The 18,503-nt window shown below is 68.9% G+C and carries 20 protein-coding genes; 15 read left to right on the top strand and 5 right to left on the bottom strand.

The window, feature by feature from the left end; all coding sequences use genetic code 11:
- Nucleotides 1-139 precede the first annotated feature (139 nt).
- Nucleotides 140-1,495: a sigma-54 dependent transcriptional regulator gene (locus VHS75_RS20535; protein ID WP_329640485.1), complete on the bottom strand. Its 1,356-nt coding sequence runs from the start codon at nt 1,493-1,495 to the stop codon at nt 140-142.
- Nucleotides 1,492-3,240 carry a sensor histidine kinase gene (locus VHS75_RS20530; protein ID WP_329640484.1) on the bottom strand — a complete coding sequence of 583 codons (1,749 nt, stop codon included), beginning with the start codon at nt 3,238-3,240 and terminating at the stop codon, nt 1,492-1,494. The genes VHS75_RS20535 and VHS75_RS20530 overlap by 4 nt, the downstream gene beginning before the upstream one ends.
- A 34-nt stretch (nt 3,241-3,274) precedes the next feature.
- Here VHS75_RS20530 and VHS75_RS20525 point away from each other — a divergent pair, with 34 nt between their 5' ends.
- A complete protein-coding gene (locus tag VHS75_RS20525; RefSeq protein WP_329640483.1) occupies nt 3,275-3,664 on the top strand; it encodes a hypothetical protein in 390 nt (129 codons plus the stop codon).
- A 266-nt stretch (nt 3,665-3,930) separates the two neighbouring features.
- The gene (locus tag VHS75_RS20520; RefSeq protein WP_329640482.1) at nt 3,931-4,623 is read left to right on the top strand and encodes a hypothetical protein; all 693 of its coding nucleotides are present in this window, start codon (nt 3,931-3,933) and stop codon (nt 4,621-4,623) included.
- A 5-nt stretch (nt 4,624-4,628) separates the two neighbouring features.
- On the opposite strand, the gene VHS75_RS20515 is transcribed toward VHS75_RS20520, so the two are convergent.
- Complete coding sequence (locus tag VHS75_RS20515) at nt 4,629-5,480, bottom strand: tetratricopeptide repeat protein (protein WP_329640481.1); 852 nt, start codon at nt 5,478-5,480, stop codon at nt 4,629-4,631.
- Between the two features lie 159 nt (nt 5,481-5,639).
- Here VHS75_RS20515 and VHS75_RS20510 point away from each other — a divergent pair, with 159 nt between their 5' ends.
- Nucleotides 5,640-8,138 (top strand): ATP-binding protein, encoded by a 2,499-nt coding sequence (locus VHS75_RS20510; RefSeq protein ID WP_329640480.1) that lies wholly within the window; start codon nt 5,640-5,642, stop codon nt 8,136-8,138.
- A 1-nt stretch (nt 8,139) separates the two neighbouring features.
- On the opposite strand, the gene VHS75_RS20505 is transcribed toward VHS75_RS20510, so the two are convergent.
- The gene (locus VHS75_RS20505) at nt 8,140-9,210 is read right to left on the bottom strand and encodes a hypothetical protein (protein ID WP_329640479.1); all 1,071 of its coding nucleotides are present in this window, start codon (nt 9,208-9,210) and stop codon (nt 8,140-8,142) included.
- Nucleotides 9,211-9,365: 155 nt separating this feature from the next.
- Between VHS75_RS20505 and VHS75_RS20500 the strand changes: the two genes are divergently transcribed.
- The 12 genes from VHS75_RS20500 (at nt 9,366) to der (ending at nt 17,752) form a co-directional block, all read left to right on the top strand.
- Nucleotides 9,366-9,938 (top strand): 2'-5' RNA ligase family protein, encoded by a 573-nt coding sequence (locus VHS75_RS20500; RefSeq protein ID WP_329640478.1) that lies wholly within the window; start codon nt 9,366-9,368, stop codon nt 9,936-9,938.
- Nucleotides 9,939-10,012: 74 nt separating this feature from the next.
- Nucleotides 10,013-10,501 (top strand): hypothetical protein, encoded by a 489-nt coding sequence (locus tag VHS75_RS20495; protein WP_329640477.1) that lies wholly within the window; start codon nt 10,013-10,015, stop codon nt 10,499-10,501.
- Between the two features lie 13 nt (nt 10,502-10,514).
- The gene (locus VHS75_RS20490) at nt 10,515-10,862 is read left to right on the top strand and encodes an ArsC family reductase (RefSeq protein WP_329640476.1); all 348 of its coding nucleotides are present in this window, start codon (nt 10,515-10,517) and stop codon (nt 10,860-10,862) included.
- A 170-nt stretch (nt 10,863-11,032) separates the two neighbouring features.
- Nucleotides 11,033-11,524 (top strand): hypothetical protein, encoded by a 492-nt coding sequence (locus VHS75_RS20485; protein WP_329640475.1) that lies wholly within the window; start codon nt 11,033-11,035, stop codon nt 11,522-11,524.
- Nucleotides 11,525-11,534: 10 nt separating this feature from the next.
- Complete coding sequence (locus tag VHS75_RS20480; protein ID WP_329640474.1) at nt 11,535-12,074, top strand: RNA polymerase sigma factor; 540 nt, start codon at nt 11,535-11,537, stop codon at nt 12,072-12,074.
- The gene (locus tag VHS75_RS20475; protein WP_329640473.1) at nt 12,061-12,372 is read left to right on the top strand and encodes a hypothetical protein; all 312 of its coding nucleotides are present in this window, start codon (nt 12,061-12,063) and stop codon (nt 12,370-12,372) included. Before VHS75_RS20480 ends, VHS75_RS20475 begins: the two co-directional genes overlap by 14 nt.
- A 108-nt stretch (nt 12,373-12,480) precedes the next feature.
- Nucleotides 12,481-12,861, top strand: a complete 381-nt coding sequence (locus VHS75_RS20470; RefSeq protein ID WP_329640472.1) for a DUF6249 domain-containing protein — start codon at nt 12,481-12,483, stop codon at nt 12,859-12,861.
- A gap of 28 nt (nt 12,862-12,889) precedes the next feature.
- Nucleotides 12,890-13,474, top strand: coding sequence for a sigma-70 family RNA polymerase sigma factor (locus VHS75_RS20465; RefSeq protein WP_329640471.1), 585 nt, complete (start codon nt 12,890-12,892; stop codon nt 13,472-13,474).
- Complete coding sequence (locus VHS75_RS20460; RefSeq protein ID WP_329640470.1) at nt 13,467-13,844, top strand: hypothetical protein; 378 nt, start codon at nt 13,467-13,469, stop codon at nt 13,842-13,844. Before VHS75_RS20465 ends, VHS75_RS20460 begins: the two co-directional genes overlap by 8 nt.
- Nucleotides 13,845-13,969: 125 nt before the next feature.
- On the top strand, nt 13,970-14,749 hold the full coding sequence (locus VHS75_RS20455; RefSeq protein ID WP_329640469.1) for a tetratricopeptide repeat protein: 780 nt from the start codon (nt 13,970-13,972) through the stop codon (nt 14,747-14,749).
- Entirely contained in the window at nt 14,746-16,131 is a 1,386-nt protein-coding gene (locus VHS75_RS20450; RefSeq protein ID WP_329640468.1) for a PQQ-like beta-propeller repeat protein, read from the top strand. Before VHS75_RS20455 ends, VHS75_RS20450 begins: the two co-directional genes overlap by 4 nt.
- 22 nt (nt 16,132-16,153) lie before the next feature.
- Nucleotides 16,154-17,752 carry a ribosome biogenesis GTPase Der gene (der, locus tag VHS75_RS20445; protein WP_329640467.1) on the top strand — a complete coding sequence of 533 codons (1,599 nt, stop codon included), beginning with the start codon at nt 16,154-16,156 and terminating at the stop codon, nt 17,750-17,752.
- On the opposite strand, the gene VHS75_RS20440 is transcribed toward der, so the two are convergent.
- Nucleotides 17,700-18,443 (bottom strand): SDR family NAD(P)-dependent oxidoreductase, encoded by a 744-nt coding sequence (locus VHS75_RS20440; protein WP_329640466.1) that lies wholly within the window; start codon nt 18,441-18,443, stop codon nt 17,700-17,702. The two genes, der and VHS75_RS20440, sit on opposite strands and share 53 nt — an antisense overlap.
- Between the last annotated feature and the right edge of the window lie 60 nt (nt 18,444-18,503).

Here is an 18,503-nt window from a genome sequence, read left to right as displayed (position 1 = left end):
ACTTGCTGGCGAAATTTGCATCGGAGCGAAGCGTGGCGGCGTCACGCGGCTCCACGAGCTGGCTGCTCTGACGGCTTTAGGTTCTGCCGGCTCTCGCCATGCGAAGAGTGCGTCTGACTCGTTGCGGGCCTTCAGGTCGTCAGCTTCTGGCCGGGGGGACGGGCCGGAAGATTCCGATGTCGATGCCGTGGCGCTTCAGCTTGTCGTAGAAGGTCTTGCGCGGGATACCCAGCCGCGCGACGGCCGCGCGGGCGTCGCCAAGCGCCTCCGACAGGGTGTCGCGCAGCACCTGGGCCTCAAAGGCGTCGACCCGTTCCGGCAGGCTGCGTGACGCGGAGTCTTCGATGTCCGCACCGCGGTCCGCGAGACCCAAAACCACCAGTTCCGCGTAGTGCCGCAGCTCCCGAACATTGCCGGGCCAGGGGTGTTCCAGGAGCCGGCGACGCACCGCCAGGGACAGCTGCGGCGGTTTGCGGCGCTGCCGGGTGGCGGCTTCGCCGAGGAAGGTCGCGAACAGGCGAGGAATATCGTCGCGCCGCAGTCGCAGCGGCGGCACCTGCAGCCGCACGACATTCAGACGATAGTAGAGGTCCGAGCGGAACCCGCCATCGTCCACGGCCCGGCCGAGATCGGCCTGGGTGGTGGCGATCGCCCGGAAGTCGACGACGTGCGGCTCATTGGAGCCCAGCGGCGTGACCTCCCGTTCCTCAAGAACGCTCAACAGCTTGCCCTGGGCGGCCAACGGCAGGCTCTCCACCTCGTCCAGGACCAGCGTGCCGCGCTCGGCGGCGTCGATGCGGCCGAGTCGGCGGCGCAGAGCGCCCGGGAAGGCGCCGGCTTCGTGTCCGAACAACTCCGCCTCGATCAATTCCTGCGGCAGGGCGGCGCAGTTGATCACCGCGAACGCCTTGCGCCGACGCGCCCCGGCCCGGTGGATCGCGCGCGCTACCATCTCCTTGCCGACGCCCGTCTCGCCCTCAATGAGCACATCGACATTGGCTTCGGCCACCACCCGGATCGTATCGCGCAGGCGCTGCATGACCGGCGTGTCGCCGATCAGCGGATCTCCCGACGGCGCGTCGGCCAGGGTCCGCAAACGGCGGTTGTCGATCACCAGGCGCCGCGCCTCCAGCGCCCGACGTACGGTCGTCGTGAGGGGTTCGGTGGCGTAGGGCTTGGCCAGGAAGTCGTAGGCGCCTTGCTGGAGCGCCGCCACGGCCTCATCGACGTCGGCGTGCCCGGTGATCAGGATCACGGGCAGCTCAGGATCCAGGTCCTGCACGCGCCGGAAGAATTCGTGACCGTCCACTTCCGGCATGCGGATGTCGCTCACGACCACGCCCGGGAAGTCGGCGTCGAGGACCTTCAGCGCCTCCGTCGCGGAGGCGAAGCCCATCGCCTCGAACCCCGCCAGTTGCAGGGCCTGGACATTGCTCGCCCGAAGATCGTCGTCATCTTCCACGAAGGCGACGGGCGTCCGAACGTCGAACATCATGTCGCGCGCCTCAAGGTCACCATGAACGTGGCGCCCTCGCCGACGGAGCGCTCCGCGGTCAGCTGGCCGTCGAACTCACGCACGATGTCGCGCGAGATCACGAGGCCCAGGCCCATCCCGGCGGCCTTGGTGCTGTTGAATGGCTTGAAGAGGCCGGCGCGCGCCTTGGGGCTGAGGCCTGGGCCATTGTCCCGCACACGAATCCGCACCTCCCGGCGCGTGGCCTCGACCGAGAGTTCGACGATGGGCGAGGGATGATCGGCGACCGCCTCGACGGCGTTCTGCAGCAGGTTGACCAACACCTGCTCCAGGCGGATCGGTTCGCCTAGCACCCGCAACTCCCGCATATCGCCTGTCCGCTTCAGCTTCACGTGACGGGTGCGCAGGGCCGGGCTCATCAGCAAGAGGGCGCCGGCGATCGCCTGCTCGACGCCCACGGGCGAGGCCTTGCCGGTGGTCCGGCGCGAAAAGGCCCGCAGCTCGCCGGTGATCGCGCCGATCCGCTCCGTCAGCGCGGCGATCACCGCCAGGTTCTTGCGGGCGGGTTGCGGCTCGTCGCGGTCCAGCATGACGACCGCGTTGTCGGCGTAGGTGCGGATCGCGGCCACCGGCTGGTTGATCTCGTGAGCCACGCCGGCGGCGATTTGACCGAGCACCGCCAGCTTGTTGGCCTGCACGAGTTGATCCTGCAGCGTGTGGAGGGTCGCCTCGGCGCGGCGGCGTTCCTCCACCTCCACCAGCAGGCGGTCATTGGTGGTGCGCAATTCCCCGGTGCGCGCCTCGACCATCCGCTCCAGTTCCTGTCGGCGCGCCTCGCGCTCGGCCGCCCGGCGGTCCTCCGCCTCCCGGCGCCGTACGAGGAAGCCGATCCCCAGCGCCACGAGGCCGCTGGCGATCAGGGTCACCGCGCGAGCGGCCGTCGCGGCGGTGCCGACGACCGGCTCGGTGGGCGTCAGCAGGCGTAGGGTCCAGCCCTGCGCCGCCGCTGGGGTCTGGACAGCGATAAAGCGGCGGGCGTCGGCATCGGGGCCGTTGGTCGTCACCTGGCCGTCGGATCGCGCGCGGATCGGCAGGGGGGTCAACGGCGCGTCGCCGAACTGCTGGGCGTCGCGGATGCGCGCTTTGGCGGCGTCGGGGAGAGGCCCCGCGACCTGGAAGCGCCAGTCCGGCACGCTGCTCAGGAGGACCACGCCCTGGCTGTCGGTGACGTAGGAGAGGTCGTCGGACTTGGCCCATTCGGCTTCGAGCGCGTCGAACTCGACCTTCACCACCACCACGCCGAGTTTCCGGCCCGCGCTGGAGACACGGCGAGCCAGGTAGAGGCCCGGACGGCGGCTGACGGTGCCTAGCGCGAAGAACTCGGCCGCGCCATTGGCCAGGGCGTCGCGGAAATAGGGTCGGAAGCCGTAGTTCGAGCCGACGAAGCTGGACGGCAGGCGCCAGTTGGACGAGGCCCGCGTCAGGCCTTGGGCGTCGATCAGGTAGATGTCGGCGGCCCGGGTCTGCTGGCTGAGCTGCTCCAGCTTCTCGTCGACGGCGCGCAGGCTGGCCGCCGTTGGCCGGGCCAGGGCGGTCTTCACGTCAGGGTCCTCCGCCAGCACGAAGGGCAGCGAGCGATGCTTTTCCAGCTCGCTGCGCAGAACCGCGGCGTGCAGGGCGGCGGCGACGTTGGCTTGGGCGCGAAGCTCCGACCGTGCGCGGCCGGAGGCCAGGTCGCCGGCGGTCCACATCCCGCCGTCGATCAATCCGTTCCCGGTCTTTGTCCCGGGCGTCGGCACTGTGGTGACCACCGTCCCGACGACCCTCTATCAGGAATTCACGCCCCAAAATGCGGTGACCGGAGCGATCGATTATCAGAGGCCCTTCGACAACTTCACGCTGCGGGCCCACCTCGATGGCAACTGGGACTCGGGCTCTTACGGCACCGACCGCGATCCCGCTCCGGGCGTGCTGGCCATCAAGAGCCAGCCCGGGCTCGTGTTCAACGGCCGGATCGCGCTCGGCGATATCCAGGTCGCGCAGGGTTCGAGGCTGACCCTGTCGCTCTGGGCGCGAAACCTCTTCGACGAACAGCACCTCTATACGCGCTCGTTCTCCCCCACGAGTGGGATCGGCGGCGTCTTCAACGACCCGCGCACCTTCGGTGTCGAAGGAAGGGCCAGCTTCTAGACGTGTCGAGGGACCTCCGTCCGGTGACGCCGGGCGGAGCAGTCGCCGCCGTAATCACCGCGCCGGCGGCCGCTGATTTTTCAAGGCGACCTCAGAACGCCTGTCGCTGCGCGGACGCGGACATCTTCCGGAAACGAAGCAGGCTGTTCCTGACGCTTGGCGGGGATTCGACGGGGCGGTAGGTTCCTGCCGGCGCCATCCGGTTCCGGTGTGCATTTGGGCAGTAGCAGCGGCTGGCAGGCGTGACCTCCGAACCCGAAAGTCCAATGACACTGACGTTTCGCTGTCCCAGGGAGCTGGAGGGACGGCTGCCGTCGCCCACGCCCGCGGCGCAGGGGCTGCCGGACTGGCTGAAGGCCATGCCGGCCCAGGCGTTCAGCGCGCTGGCTTCGGGCGAGGTCGACACGGTCAAACGCTGCCCGCCCTTCATCGACGCCATGACCTGCGGCTTCCTGATCCCCCTGGTCTGCGACGTAAGGGTCGAGAACGGAGCGTTCACCTGGGACGAAGACCTGCCGCCGGGCGGCGCCGTCAGCTTCGCGCGCTCGCCGATCGGCATCCACGAGGCCGGCCAGGTCGCCGGCACGCCACTGTTCGAGCCCGATCGGTTCCTGATCAAGTTCCACAGCTTCTGGACCATCGAGGCGCCGAGCGGCTACTCCCTGCTGTTCACCCATCCGGCAAATCGTTTCGACCTGCCGTTCACCACCCTGACGGGACTGGTGGACAGCGACCGCTACACCGACGGCTGGATCCATTTCCCGGCCCACTGGCATGACGTGGACTTCAGCGGCGTCCTGCCCAAGGGCACGCCCATCGCGCAATGCTTCCCCGTCAGGCGCGAGACCTGGGTGGCGCGCACGGCGACCTTTACCGACGAGGAGGCGCAGCGGACGCACGAGTTGCTGACCGCCATCGATCGCGAGAAAGGTGTCTACCGCCGGCAGTTCCGGACCTGAGGCCCTCAGGTAGGGTCGGCGCCCAGGAACTTCGCGGCCGCGCTCGGTCGCAAGAAGAACCGGCCGTGTGGCGTAGCGGCAAGTGCGGAGATGGCCAGGCCCGCCGCTGACGCGCCGTCGCGCGTCGCCGTGCGCAACGCCGCTTCGCCCGCCCTGCGCTCGCCCATTTCCAGCAGGCATTTGCCGAGGCCGATCCGCGTCACGGCGTCGTCAGGACGCATGTCGAGCGCCGACCGATAGAGGTCGGCGGCGGCAGCGTATTCGCCGTCCAGGACGAGCACATTGGCCAGGGCGACCCTGGCGTCATAGCGCTCCGGCGCCGCGGCGCGCACCTGGGCGAACAACGCCCGGGCCGCGGCGCGATCGTTGCGGTTCAGATGCAGTTGGCCAAGTCCCATCCGCAGGATGGCGGCGTCGGGCGCCAGAGCCAGCCCGGCCTCGAACACGGCGAGCGCCTCATCGAGGCGGCCAAGCTTCCCAAGCAGGTCGCCCAGTTCGACAAACGCCAGCGGGTAGGGCGGCCGCCGCTCCGTCGCCTGGCGCAGATGGCCCAGCGCCTCGTCGCGCCGCCCGGCGTCGGCCAGGGCGCGGGCCAGCAAGGTCTCGATCGCTGGGTCCTGGCTGCGCCGCGCCACCCTAAGCAACGGCTCGACGGCCGCGTCCGGTCGGCCCTGCAACAGAAGCGCCTGACCGAGGAGCTGGGCGGCGGGAAGGCTGCTCCGGTTCGATTTCAGCACGCCCTCGGCCAGACGCGCGGCTTCGTCAAAACGCTGGGTCCGCAGCGCCAGCGCCGCCCGTTCCAGCGCCTCCTGGATCGTACTTGGCCGGTCGTGAGGGGACTGTGGGGGCTTCGGCATCGATCTCGACAATAGAGCAGGTTTCGCGCCGCCTGTGGCAGTCCCCACCAATCCTTTTCAGCTGCGCCGACGCGCCGCGGTCCTCGCGCCGGGGGCAAAGTCTTCTGTAAGCTTTTGTTGTTATCCGAGAGGCGCGGAAATTCACGGCGGCTCGGCGGTATGCGCTTCGGATCGATCAGCACCAAGCTGTTGGCTGGCCTCGTCGTCAGCATGACGGTGCTTCTGCTTGTCGATACGGTGGCGACCTATTCGTCCTATCGGCGGCAGGTGGAGAAGCACCGGATCGACGACCTCGCGCTCTATGTGAAGGAGCGCACCCGCACCGAACAGGACCTGTTCGACACCCTGCGCGCCAAGCAGATCGCCGCGACCGACGCCCTGCGGCGCCGGTTGCAGCTGATGCCGCTGGGCCCGGACGTCGACCGACAGTTCAACACTTGGTTTCCCGAGAAGGGCGATGGGACGCGTCGCAGCCGCGACAGCCTCTATGACGGCGAGCGGACCGCCAATGGTGATGCGATCTACGGGGTCGGCGCCTACCTCGGCCACGCCGACGACCTGACGCCGGACGAGCGGCGGGTCATGACGGCCGCGACCCTGGTGGTCGACCGGGTCGGCGAGTCCGATCTCGCCAAGTTCGAGAACTTCTTCTTCCTCGCGCCCAAGGACCGCCTGATCGTCTTTGCGCCGCATCGCGGCGAGCGGCTGACCTTCTTCCGCAAGACCGCCCCGGCCGGCGTCGACTTCGACCACACCGATCAGGGATCCTATCCGCTGCCGCAGAACGATCCGAGTGGACGGATGCGGTGCACGCCGCTGTCGCCGCTCATGCAGGACAAGACCCGGCGGACCCTGATCAGCGGCTGCGTCAGCCCGATCTACGTCGACGGGCGCTATGTCGGCGCCTGGGGCACGACCGTGATGGCCGGCTCCTACCTCACCCAGCTCTTGCGCGACACGCCGCCGGGCGCCACCAGCCTGATCGCCTCCGACCGCGGCGAACTGGTCGCGTTCCCGGGGTTCGCCAACCCGCAGGCCCTCAATCGCAAGGCCGTGTCGGCCCTCGAACAGTCCTACGACGTTCCGGCCCTGGTCGCCCGCATCCAGGCGCAGGGCAACGCGAGTGGCGTCGTGGACAGTCCCGACGGCAAGATGCTGGTGGCCTACGGCCATCTCGACGGCCCGTCGTGGCTGCTGCTGGTGACCTTCCCCAAGGCCTTGGCGCAGGCCGACCCCTGGTCAGCGCTGCTCCCGGACTTCCTCGGCAAGTTACTGGTGATCGCGATCGGCGCGGCGATCCTGTTCTGGATGGTCCGCCGCCAGGTGATCGGCCCGTTGCGGGCGCTCGGCGACCCGGCGGCGGCCGGCGCCGAGGCGCTGGCCGCCCGCGACGATGAGATTGGCCATCTGGCTCGCACTCTGCGCGACGAGCGGGCGAGGGGCGACGAAATCCTGGCCGACCTTGAGGAGCGGGTCCGGACGCGGACGGCGGAAGTGGAGCGGGCGAACGCCGCCAAGACCGATTTCCTGGCCAATATGAGCCACGAGCTGCGCACACCGCTGAACGGGGTGATTGCGCTCTCCAGCGTGCTCGCCAAGGAGCAGACCACGGAGCGCGGGCGCCAGACCGCCGATCTGGTCGTGGCCTCGGGCCGTCTGCTCGAACAGGTTCTGACCGATATCCTGGACATCAGCCGCATCGAGGCCGGGCAGCTGCCGATCACGCCGGCGCCCTTCGACCTGGCCGATTGCGTGGCCACCATCGCCGCCCTGCACCGGGCCAGCGCGGAGGCCAAGGGCCTGAATTTCGAGGTGACGGTGGCTCCTGACGCGGCGGGCTGGCGCCTGGGCGACGACGTCCGCGTCACTCAGATCCTCTCCAACCTGCTGTCGAACGCCGTGAAGTTCACCGCGGCGGGCAAGGTGTCCCTCAATGTGCGTCACCATGGCGAAGGGGTCGCCTTTACGGTCACCGACACCGGCGTCGGCTTCTCTCCTGAGTTCCACGAGCGGCTGTTCAGCCGTTTCCAGCAAGCCGACGGCTCCATCACGCGCCGCTTCGGCGGCTCAGGGCTTGGTCTGGCGATTTCGGCGTCCCTGACCGCTCTGATGGGCGGATCGCTGGAGGCCGAGTCCGAGCTTGGCGAGGGCGCGGTGTTCACCGTCGTCCTTCCGCTGGACGTCACGGCTGCGGCGACGCCTGAGGCTTCCAGCGAGCAAGCGGTGGGCGACATCGCCGGCATGCGGGTGCTGGTGGCCGAGGACCATCCCACCAACCGCCAGGTGGTCGCCCTGATCCTGGAGCCGTTCGGGGTCGAGTTGACCATGGTCGAGAACGGCCGCGAGGCGGTCGCCGCCCTGACCGCCGAGTCCTACGACCTGATCCTGATGGATCTTCAGATGCCGGTGCTGGACGGGCTGAGCGCGGCCCGGGAAATCCGGGCGCAGGAGGCGGCCCTGGGCCAGCCGCGGACGCCCATCGTCGCGCTTTCCGCCAACGCCCTTCCGGCGCACATCGCCGAGGCTCGGGCCGCGGGCATGGACGACCACCTCGCCAAGCCGATCCGTCCGGAGGCGCTCGTCCTCCTGCTGGCGACGGCTCGCGTGGCGCCGCCGCCCGCCACGGCCGAATCGTCGGCGGCTTCCTCCGCCTCCTGATCTAGTTCCCGCCTTCTTCCTTCACCTGGCCGCGATTTCCCTCGACCGGGCGGCCTTCCTTCTCCGCCTGGCGGGCGCCGGCCAGGATGCCGGTCATGGCGTAGTTGCCCTCGTGACAGGCGTATTCGTAGATCTTGTCCTTGGTGAAGTTCAGCGCCTCCTCGCCTTTCACGGGCGCGGCGAAGGCGGCGGGGTCGACCACCTCGAACTGGTAGAGGATCTGTTCGGGCGAGACGCGGGTGAAGCGCTCGACCACCTTCATATTGTCCTCCGGCCCGCGCAGACCCTGCTCGCGGCGCAGATTGGTGGTCTCCACGACCAGGGTGTCGCCTTCCCAGCGGCCGACGCTGTCGCCCATCCAAGTGCGGACCCCCGGCGGCGGATGGGCGCCGCCGACGCGGATGATGCGGGCGTCGTGGACCATCTCCACCAGAACCACGACGGCGTCCTTGGTCTGCTGGATCTGGTAGTGGTTGTTGTAGAGCACCGGCATCATCGGCGGGCCTGAGGTGCCGCCGAAGCCGACGATGCAGCGCTCGCCCAGAGCCCGACTCTCGGGATTGTCGAAATTGCCGCCGAGCTGGGCCCGCGCGCGGGCGGCCGGGACGTTCGGGCGGCTGGGCAGCCGCCCATTGGCCGGGGCGGTGAGAATCGAGGTGCGGGCCTCGCCGCCGATCCGCACCAGCCGGGTGCCAGGATCGGTCCAGAAGGCGTTGTAGCCGCAAGCCGCGCCCTGAGCGCCGCTCTGGCATTCCGGCAGCTTGTCGGGGTCCTTGATCGAGGTGTCGGTGTTGGCGCGCAGGCGGGCGTTGCGCTGGTCGCTGGCGCCTTCGATGGCGTTGGCCTCGGCCGGCGTCAGGATCAGGCGCTCGCCGTATTTCGGATCCCGCTCCAGCCGGGTGATGGTGGCGTTGCTCCAGACGCCGGAGAGGTCCGGCTGGCCGAAGGCGTTACGCGGCGCCTTGTAGCCCTTAGCGACGGCCGCGGGGCTGGTCTGGGCGGCGGCCGGCGCGGCGGTCGAGGCAGCCAGCGCCGTCGCCGCTATGACGAGAATGAGAAGCCGGCTGGTCATCGTGCTAGGTGCTCCCGAAACCGCCGCTCTGATGGCGACGTGTGGCGGATAGGGGAGGCCGTGCGACGAACCACGTCAAGCCCGTAGGCGCCGGCGCCTATCGCTTGAGTCCACGCGGCGCGTGCGATCCTGTAGACGTCTGCGTCGGCGCGCGCTTGCCCGCCGATTGGGAGTGCGCCGTCTCGCCGGAACATCGGGTCTTCTTTGCGCTGCAGCCGGACGCCGAGGCGGCCGAGGCGATGGTGCGGCTGGCCGCCGACCTGCGCCAACGGCACGGCCTGAAGGGGCGGCCGACGCCGGCGCCGCGCCTGCACCTGTCGCTGAACTTCGTCGGGACCTTCCGCGGGCCGCCGACGCGGGCGGTCATGGAGAAGGCGATCGGCCTGGCCGACAAGGTTGCGGCGGCGCCGTTCCAGGTGACGCTGAACCAGGTCCAGAGCTGGAAGGGCGATCCGCATCCGCTGGTGCTGCTGGGCGATGAGGGTGTGATCGGCGTGGACCTGCTGCACACCGCGATCCACAAGGCGCTGGCGATCGGATCGATGGCGCCGCGGCGGCAGCCGGAGATCTGGCCGCAGGTGAGCCTGCTCTGGGACAAGCGCGAAATCCCCAAGGCGTTCGTCGAGCCGATCGGCTGGAGGGCGCAGGAGTTCGTCTTGCTCGACAGTCCCTTCGGCGAAGGGCGCCAGGAGGTCCTGGGCCGCTGGCCGCTGTTGAAGCAAGCGTGACTGTGACCGCCGCCGCACCGCTGCTAGGCTCCGCCATCGCCTCATAGAAGGCGGAGGAAGCGCGGGAGCGGGACATGATCCTCGGACTGTCGGTCGGGGCGTACACGACGCTCCATGTCATCATCAGCATCGTCGCCATTCTGTCGGGCCTGGTCGTGCTTCTGGCCATGGACGGCAACCGGCGCCTGCCCGCGGTCACGGCGCTGTTCCTGTTCACCACCGTGCTCACCAGCGTCGGCGGGTTCTTCTTCCATTCCAAGATGGTCGGCCCGCCGCATATCGTCGGCGTGATTTCACTGGTCGACCTGGCGATCGCCCTAGCCGCGCTCTACCTGGGCAAACTCGCCGGCGTCTGGCGGCCAGTCTATGTGATCACCGCCACCATCGCGCTCTATCTGAACGTCTTCGTCCTGGTGGTGCAGGCCTTCGCCAAGGTCCCCACCCTGAACGCGCTGGCGCCGAAGGGCACGGAGCCGCCCTTCGTGGCCGCGCAGGGCGCGACCTTGGTGGTGTTCGTGATCCTGGGGTATCTGGCCGTGCGGAAGTACCGCCCGACAGCCTGACCCCAGGGGACGCATGACGACGACGATCTACGGCATAAAGGCCTGCGACACGATGCAGAAGGCCCGGGCCTGGCTGGCCGACCACGGCGTCGCCTATGCGTTCCACGACTACAAGGCCGCCGGCGTCGACCGCGCGCGGCTGGAAGGCTGGGCCAAGGCCATCGGCTGGGAGGTTCTGCTCAACCGCTCCGGCACGACCTTCCGCAAGCTGCCCGACGCCGAGAAGGCCGACCTGACTGAGGCCAAGGCCATCGGGCTGATGCTGGCCCAGCCTTCGATGATCAAGCGGCCCGTGCTGGAAACGGACGCTGGCCTGATCGTGGGCTTCAAGCCGGAGATCTACGCGGCGCGCCTGGGCTAGTTGCGCACGGCCCGCCCCAACGCCCAAGCCCACCCGCCCGGGACGTGGCTGACGCGCGCGTAAGGGGCTAGGCTCAGCCTGCATCCGTTCCCAGGGTCGGCGGCGACTATGGGGCAAAGGGCGGACCGCACAGGGTTTGGGCCGCCGCATCGATCAGGGAGCGCAAGCTCATGGAAGACTTCTTCCGCAGCTATTGGTGGCTGCTCTTTCCAATCGGCGCCTTCGTGTTCGGCGCGTGGGACCGCTGGCTGGCCTACAAGCGCAGCCGCGATCACCTGGACCTGCTCAAGCACTACGCCGAGCAGGGCAAGGAGCCACCGCCGGAGCTGGTTCGCGGGGTCGGCGACGACATGAACGGCGAAGCGCCCGGCGGCTATGGCCCCGGCGGACCTGGCGGTCCTTATGGCCCCTACGGCTATGGCTGGGGCGGCCCGCGCTACATGCGTCGCATGTACCGCAACTACTACCGCTACGGACCCTATTGGCAGTGGCGCAGCGTGTTCGTGACCGGCGCCATCGCCGCGGGGTTCTGGTTCGCCTCGGAGTGGTCGGACTGGCCGGGGACTTTCGCGCCCTTCCGCCTGGTGGCGATCATCCTGACCATTGTCTGCTGCGGCAATCTGGTGTTCGCCCTGATCGGCTCCAGTTTCCGGAACAAATGAGCCGGCCCTGATGTCCCCGGCGAGCCTCGATGAAGCGCTGGTCGCCGCCGCCCAAGGCGGTTCGGCCGAGGCCTTCTCGCGGCTGGTCGAGCGCCACCAGCAGGCCGTGCGCGCCTTCCTGCGCCGGGCCTGCGGGAACTGGGCGGCGGCCGATGATCTGGCGCAGGAGACCTTCCTGGCGGCCTGGTCGCGGATCGGACGGCTGAAGGCCGGCGCCAGCGTCAGGGCCTGGCTCTGCGGCATCGGCTACAACAAGCACCTGACGGCCATGCGCTCCGCCAGCCGCGAGCGGGTCCGGGCGCAGGCCTATGAAGACGACCGCGACGCTACCGTGGACGCGGCGGCCGAGGACAAGATCGCGCTGGAGAAGGCGATGGCGGATTTGCCGTCGGAACAAAGGGCTTGCGTGGCGCTTTGCCTAGCGGCCGATTTCAGCCACGCCGAGGCCGCCGAAGCCCTCGACATCCCGCTGGGAACTGTGAAAAGCCATGTATCGCGGGGCCGTGCGCGGCTCTTGCAAGCGTTGGGAGTGTGCGATGACGCAAGCTGACGACCGCCTGAAGACCCTGTTCGCACAGGACGAACCTCCGGCCCGCGACATGGCCTTCTCCACGGCGGTGATGGAACAGGTCATGCGCCGGCGCTTCCGCGAGGACGTGGCCATGCTGTCGGGCGTCAGCATCGTGGGCGCAGGCGCCATGTGGTTCGTGTGGCCGACGCTGCAGACGGCACTGGTCGCGGTCAGCCAAGGGCTTGCGCCGGCGCTGGGCGCGATCGCCCTGGCCTTCTGCGCCACCATGATCCTCAGCGGCGGACGCCCGGCGGCGGCGCTAGGCCTTGGATCATGAACAAGGTTTCACGCTACAACTTGCATCTGATGGCCACGGCCTAGGTCTCTTTCCCTACGAGAGACAGGCCAGATCGGTCCGTCACGAGGGACAACAGAGAGACCTGATATGGAAGCCATCTTCATCATCGGAATCATCTTCGGATCGATTTCCGCCGTCATCATCGTGCCGTTCTGGCTGCGCTCGCAGGAACGCATGCGGGTGCAGGAAACCCTGCGCGCCGCCATCGAAAGCGGTCAGGCCATGCCCACCGAGGTCATGGAAAACGCCGCGCGCAACATCAACATCCGCCCGCAGCCTTCGGCGAGCCGCGACCTGCGCACCGGCATCATCTGGCTGGGCGTCGGCCTGGGCTTCGTCGCCATGGGCATCGCGCTTGGCTACGAGGAGCCGGAATCCACCATCCCCATGATCGCCGTCGCGGCGTTCCCCGTGTTCATCGGCCTGGCGTTCATTGCGCTGGCGTTGATCAACCGCACCAAGAGCTAGGCGCTGGCTTAGCCGGGGGAGCAGCCCAATGCCGGGCGCAAGACATTCCAGGTTCGCCAGTTCGCATGACGTGGAGCTTTGCGGCTTCGCGGCGACCGGGGAACGGCGCGCCTTCGGGGAGCTGGTGCGGCGTCACGGATCGGCCGTGCGCGGCGTTCTGCGCCGGATGGGCGCACAAGGGGCGGAGGCCGACGACGTGGCCCAGGACGCCTTCCTGACCGCCTTCGAGCGGATCGCGGAATTCCGCGGCGAGGGGACGTTCGCCGCCTGGGTGAAGAAGATCGCGGCCAGGATCTATCTGCGCCGCCTGCAGCGCGACCGGCGGTTGAGCCTCATGACCGCCGAGGCGATCGAAGATGAACCCGAGGTCCCGCGCGGCGACGCCGACGCGAACATCGACCTTGAAGAGGCGCTCAAGGCGCTGAGCGAGGCCGAACGGCTTTGCGTCAGCATGTGCTTCGGCGCCGGACTTTCTCACACGGAGGCGGCTGAGGCCTTGAACCTGCCACTCGGAACGGTCAAATCCCATGTCAAACGTGGTCTGGAAAAACTCAGAACGCGACTGGCGCCGGACCACGGCGTCGTTCTTGAAGGGAGGCGTGGCAATGGCTGAACTCGAATTCGAGCGTCGCCTCGAGCGCCTTTTTGCGGAATCGCCGGAGCTGGCCGACGCCGGAGCCTTCGCTGAGCGCGTGGAGCGCCGGCTCGACGCCGGTTGGACGGCGCGGCGGTGGCTGATCGGCGCGGCCGGCGTGGTCGGCGGCGTGATCGGCGCGAGCCAGCTGATGGTTTCGGGCCTCTTCCAGCGGGTAGAGACGGCGGGCGATTCCGCGCGTTTCCTGTCCACCAGCCTCAATCACCTCTCGACCAGCGCCGACTGGATCACCGCGGTGTCCAGCGGCGGGGCGGTGGTGTGGGTGGCGGCGGGCCTGGCGGTGATCATGATGGGTTTCGTGCTGACCCGCGTGATCGGCGAAATCTAGAGCCCTGTCCGCTGCTTGCCGGCCGCGCATCGCAAGGGCGGGCGGATCGGTTGCGGCGCGGAGCGGGGCGCTATAGGTTCCGCGCCTCTGAAACGCCGCGCTGAAATTCTATCCGGAGTCCCCGATTGACCGATCTGTTTGAAGAGGTCGAGGAGCAGCTTCGCTCCGACCGCTACCGGACTCTTGCGCGCAAGGCCGCGCCGTGGGCGCTCGCCGTGGCCGCCGCGGTGCTGGTCGCCTTCCTGGCCGTCTGGGGCTGGAAGCAATACAATCAGCAGATCACCGACAAGGCTTCGGAACAGTATTCCGCCGCGCTGATCGCGGCCTCGCAGGGCGATGGGGCCAAGGCGCAGCAGATCTGGGGCGACCTTTCGAAGTCGCCGGCCAAGGCCTACCGGGCGCTCGCGCTGATGCAGCTGGGCGGCGTCAAGCTCGCCGGCGGCAAGCCGGAAGACATCAAGGCCGCGGTCGGTTTGTTCGACCAGGCGGCCGGCGCCGCGCCGGATGATATCCTGGGTGACGCCGCGCGCCTCAAATCCGCCTTCGCGATCCTCGACACCGCTCCCTTCTCGGAAGTGGAGGGGCGCTTGGGGCCGCTGATGAAAGACGGGCATCCTTATCGGGTGCAGGCGCGTGAGGCCCTGGCCTTCGCCAAGCTGATGAAGGGCGACACCGCCGGCGCGAAGCGCGACTTCATCGTGATTTCGCAGTCCCTGGACGCGCCGGAAGGCGCCCGCCAGCGGGCCAAGGCCGCCATGGACCTGATCGATACAGGATCGGCCAAGGCCGTGCCGGCGACGGTGAAGGCCGCGCTGGCCATGCCGCCGCCGATGCTGGTTGGCCCCGGCGGCGTGCCGATGGGCCTGGCCCCGCCGGAACAAGACCAGGCGACCGCTCCGCAATGACCTTCAGCCGCAAGATTTTCCCCGCCGTCCTGCTGGTGGTGGCGCTGGGCGCGACCGCCTGCTCGACGGTCAGTCGCCTGAACCCCTTCCATGGCTCGACGCCGAAGGAAGTGGCGAGCGAAGGCGATCGCATCTCGATTATCTCCGCCGACCAGAAGCTGGAGCCGGCCGAGGCCCTGAAGGGCGTCGATTTCGCCCTGCCGCCGGTCGAGACCGTGACCTCCTGGCCGCTGCCGGGCGGCACGCCCGAACAGTCGGTGGGCAACGCCAACGCCGCCCCGAACCTGGCCATCGCCTGGCGCAAGGGCATCGGCAGGGGCTCCAAGGACGGTGAGCTGATCATCGGGCCGCCGGTGGAGGCCGCCGGAAAGGTGTTCACTCTGGACGCCGAGGCCGGCGTCAGCGCCCACGACGCCCTGACCGGCGCCGAGGTCTGGCGCATCAACATGCGGCCCAACGACAACAAGCGCGACCGCGAAGGCTTCGGCGGCGGCGTCGCCTTCGCCGACGGCAAGCTCTATGTGACCTCGGGCTTCCGCCTGGTGGCGCAGCTGGACGCCGCGACCGGAAAGGTCGGCTGGCGCACGCGCACAGAACAGCCGATCCACGGCGCGCCGACGGTGGTCGGCGGCCGGGTAATGACGGTGGCGCTGGACAACACCCTCCTGACCTTCGACGCGGCCACGGGCGCGCCGGGCTGGACCTATCAGGCCCTGTCGGAATCGGCGCGCATCCTGTCGGCTTCGAGCCCGGCGGTGATCGGCGACACGGTGGTGGCGTCGTTCGGCTCGGGCGAGCTCATCGCCTTGCGCACCGCCAACGGCAACGACCTGTGGAACAATGCGCTGTCCCGCGCCAGTCGCACCAGCGCGCTGTCGGAGATCCGCGACATCCCCGGCCGGCCGGTGATCTATGGCGGCGACGTCTTCGCCGTCAGTCACTCCGGCGTTTTCGCCGCGACCGACCTGCGCACCGGTACGGCGCGTTGGAGCCTGCCGGTGGTGGGCATCACCTCGCCGCTGCCCGCGGGCGACGTGGTCTATGTGGTGGCCGTCGACGGCAAGCTGATCTGCGCAGCGCGCGAGAGCGGCCAGATCTACTGGGTCCACGACATGAACGCCGGCTATGTGGTCAAGAAGAAGGGCGGCCTGTGGGGCATCGGAGCGCACACCATTCCGAAGCCGCTGTGGACCAACCCGATCCTGGTCAACAACCGCTTGGTCCTGGGCTCGTCCGAAGGCGTGGTCGCCGCGGTTAACGCCAAGACCGGAGAGGTCGAGCGCAAGGTCACCGTCGGGGCGCCGGTGCTGATCGGACCCATCGCGGCGGGCAATATGGTCTATGTGGTCACCGACAACGGCCAGCTGATCGCGCTGCGCTGACCAATAGGTCTATGCTCACGCTATGGCGCTGAAACTCGCGATCGTCGGGCGTCCCAACGTCGGCAAGTCCACGCTGTTCAATCGGCTGGCGGGGCGCAAGCTCGCCATCGTCGACGACCAGCCGGGGGTGACCCGCGACCGGCGCTTCGGCACCGGACGGATCGGCGACCTGGATCTCGAGCTGATCGACACCGCCGGCTTCGAGGACCTGACGGACGACAGCCTCGAAGCGAGGATGCGTATCCAGACCGAACTCGCCATCGACGAGGCGGACGTGGCGTTGTTCGTCATCGACAGCCGCGACGGCGTGACGCCGATCGACGAGGTGTTCGCCGAGATCCTGCGCCGGCGCGACATGCCGGTGGTGCTGGCGGCCAACAAGGCCGAGGGCCGGGCGGGCGATCAGGGCATCCTGGAAGCCTTCGGCCTGGGCCTGGGCGAGCCGGTGCCGATCTCCGCCGAGCACGGGGAAGGCATGGCGGACCTCTATGCGGCGCTGATCGCCGTCGCCCCGGACCAGAGCGACCACGAGGATGAGGACGGCGACAAGGCGGTGAAGATCGCCATCGTCGGTCGCCCCAACGCCGGCAAGTCGACCCTGGTCAACAAGCTGATTGGCGAGGACCGGATGTTGGTCGGACCCGAAGCCGGCATCACCCGCGACGCGATTCCCGTGGACTGGACCTGGGGCGACCGCTCGATCCGGCTGGTGGACACCGCCGGGCTTCGGCGCAAGGCGAGGGTGCAGGAGAAGCTGGAGAAGCTCTCCACCCACGATTCCATCCGCGCCATCACCTTCGCCGAGGTGGTGATCCTGGTGATGGACGCGACCCATCCGTTTGAGATCCAGGACCTCCAGATCGCCGACCTGGTCGAGCGCGAGGGCCGTGGCCTGGTCTTCGTCCTGGCCAAATGGGACCTGGTCGAGGACCCGCAGGCGAAACTCGCGGAATTCATTGAAGAGGCGCAGCGCCAGCTGCCGCAGGTGCGTGGAACGCCGATCATCGCCCTGTCCGCGGAAACCGGCCGCGGCCTGGAAAAGCTGATGCCGGCGGTCTTCAAGGTGCACAACGACTGGTCGACCAAGGTGAAGACCCGCGACCTCAACGACTGGCTGCGCATGGCTGTCGAGCGCCACCCGCCGCCGGCGGTGAACGGGCGGCGGATCAAGCCGAAGTACATGGCCCAGACCAAGTCGCGGCCGCCGACCTTCGTGCTGTTCTCCAGCCGCGCCGATCAGCTGCCGGAGAGCTATCGCCGCTACCTCGTCAACTCGATCCGAGAGAGCTTCGACCTGCCGGGCGTGCCGATTCGGGTGACGGTGAAGTCGAACAAGAACCCCTACGCCGAGGGCGAAGAGAAGTCGGGCCAGGGCTCGGCGCGTGCGCCGTTCGGCGAGTCGCTGCCGACCACCGGCCTGAAGGCCAAGACCCGCATCGCCGCCTCAACCAAGGCCAAGGCCGGCGCCTCCGGCAAGCCGAAGCTTCATGGCAAGGCCAAGCCGCAGGGCGCCAAGGCCAAACCCGGCGCGCCGCGCGGGCGCACCGCCAAGCTGAACCGGCCGGGCGTCAAGCCGAAGCGAGCGTCCCGCGGGCCTTCCAGTCCGCGAAGACCACGTTAGCGTTGGGCGGGCCGAGGTCGGCCTGCGCCAGCTCGACGATCAAGGGCCCGATCTCTTCCGGCGGCGTGACCGTCTCCGGATCCTCGCCGGGCATGGCCTCGGCGCGCATCTTGGTGCGCATGGTGTTGGGATCGAGCAGGACCGCGCGGACGTTCGTCTGCTCCAGCTCGTCGGCCCAGGTGCGTACCATGTGCTCCACCCCGGCCTTGGTGATCCCGTAGGGCCCCCAGAAGGCCTTGGGACGCGCCACGCGGCCGGTGGTGAGGAAGATGGCGCGTCCGGCCTCGGAGGCCCGCAGCAGCGGCTCCATGGCGCGGATCAGGCGGTAGGTGGCGGTCAGGTTCACCGCCACCACCTTGTCCCAATGATTGGGCTCGATATGGCCCACCGGCGTCATCGGCCCGAGGATGCCCGCGGCATGGACCAGGACATCGAGGCGGCCGAACCGCTGGTGCAGGGCCAGGCCCAGCTGGTCGAGGCCATTGCCCTCGGCGATGTCCAGCGGGACCAAGGTCGCCGGCTGACCCGTGGTGGCGCGGATCTCGTCGTCGAGTTCGGTCAGGCCGCCCTCGGTGCGGGCCACGGCGACCACATGGGCGCCGGCCTTGGCGAGCGCTAGGGCGGACGCGCGGCCGATCCCACGGCTGGCGCCGCTGACGAGGGCGATCTTGTCATGAAGGGGAAGGGACATGGGGCGGGTGTCTAGCGGGTCTGCGCCGGCCTGTCAGGCGCCCGCGGCGCGGACTCGTGT

It is taken from the genome of Phenylobacterium sp., assembly GCF_036264965.1.
GTDB lineage: Bacteria > Pseudomonadota > Alphaproteobacteria > Caulobacterales > Caulobacteraceae > Phenylobacterium.
This window is presented reverse-complemented; position numbering and strand designations above follow the sequence as displayed.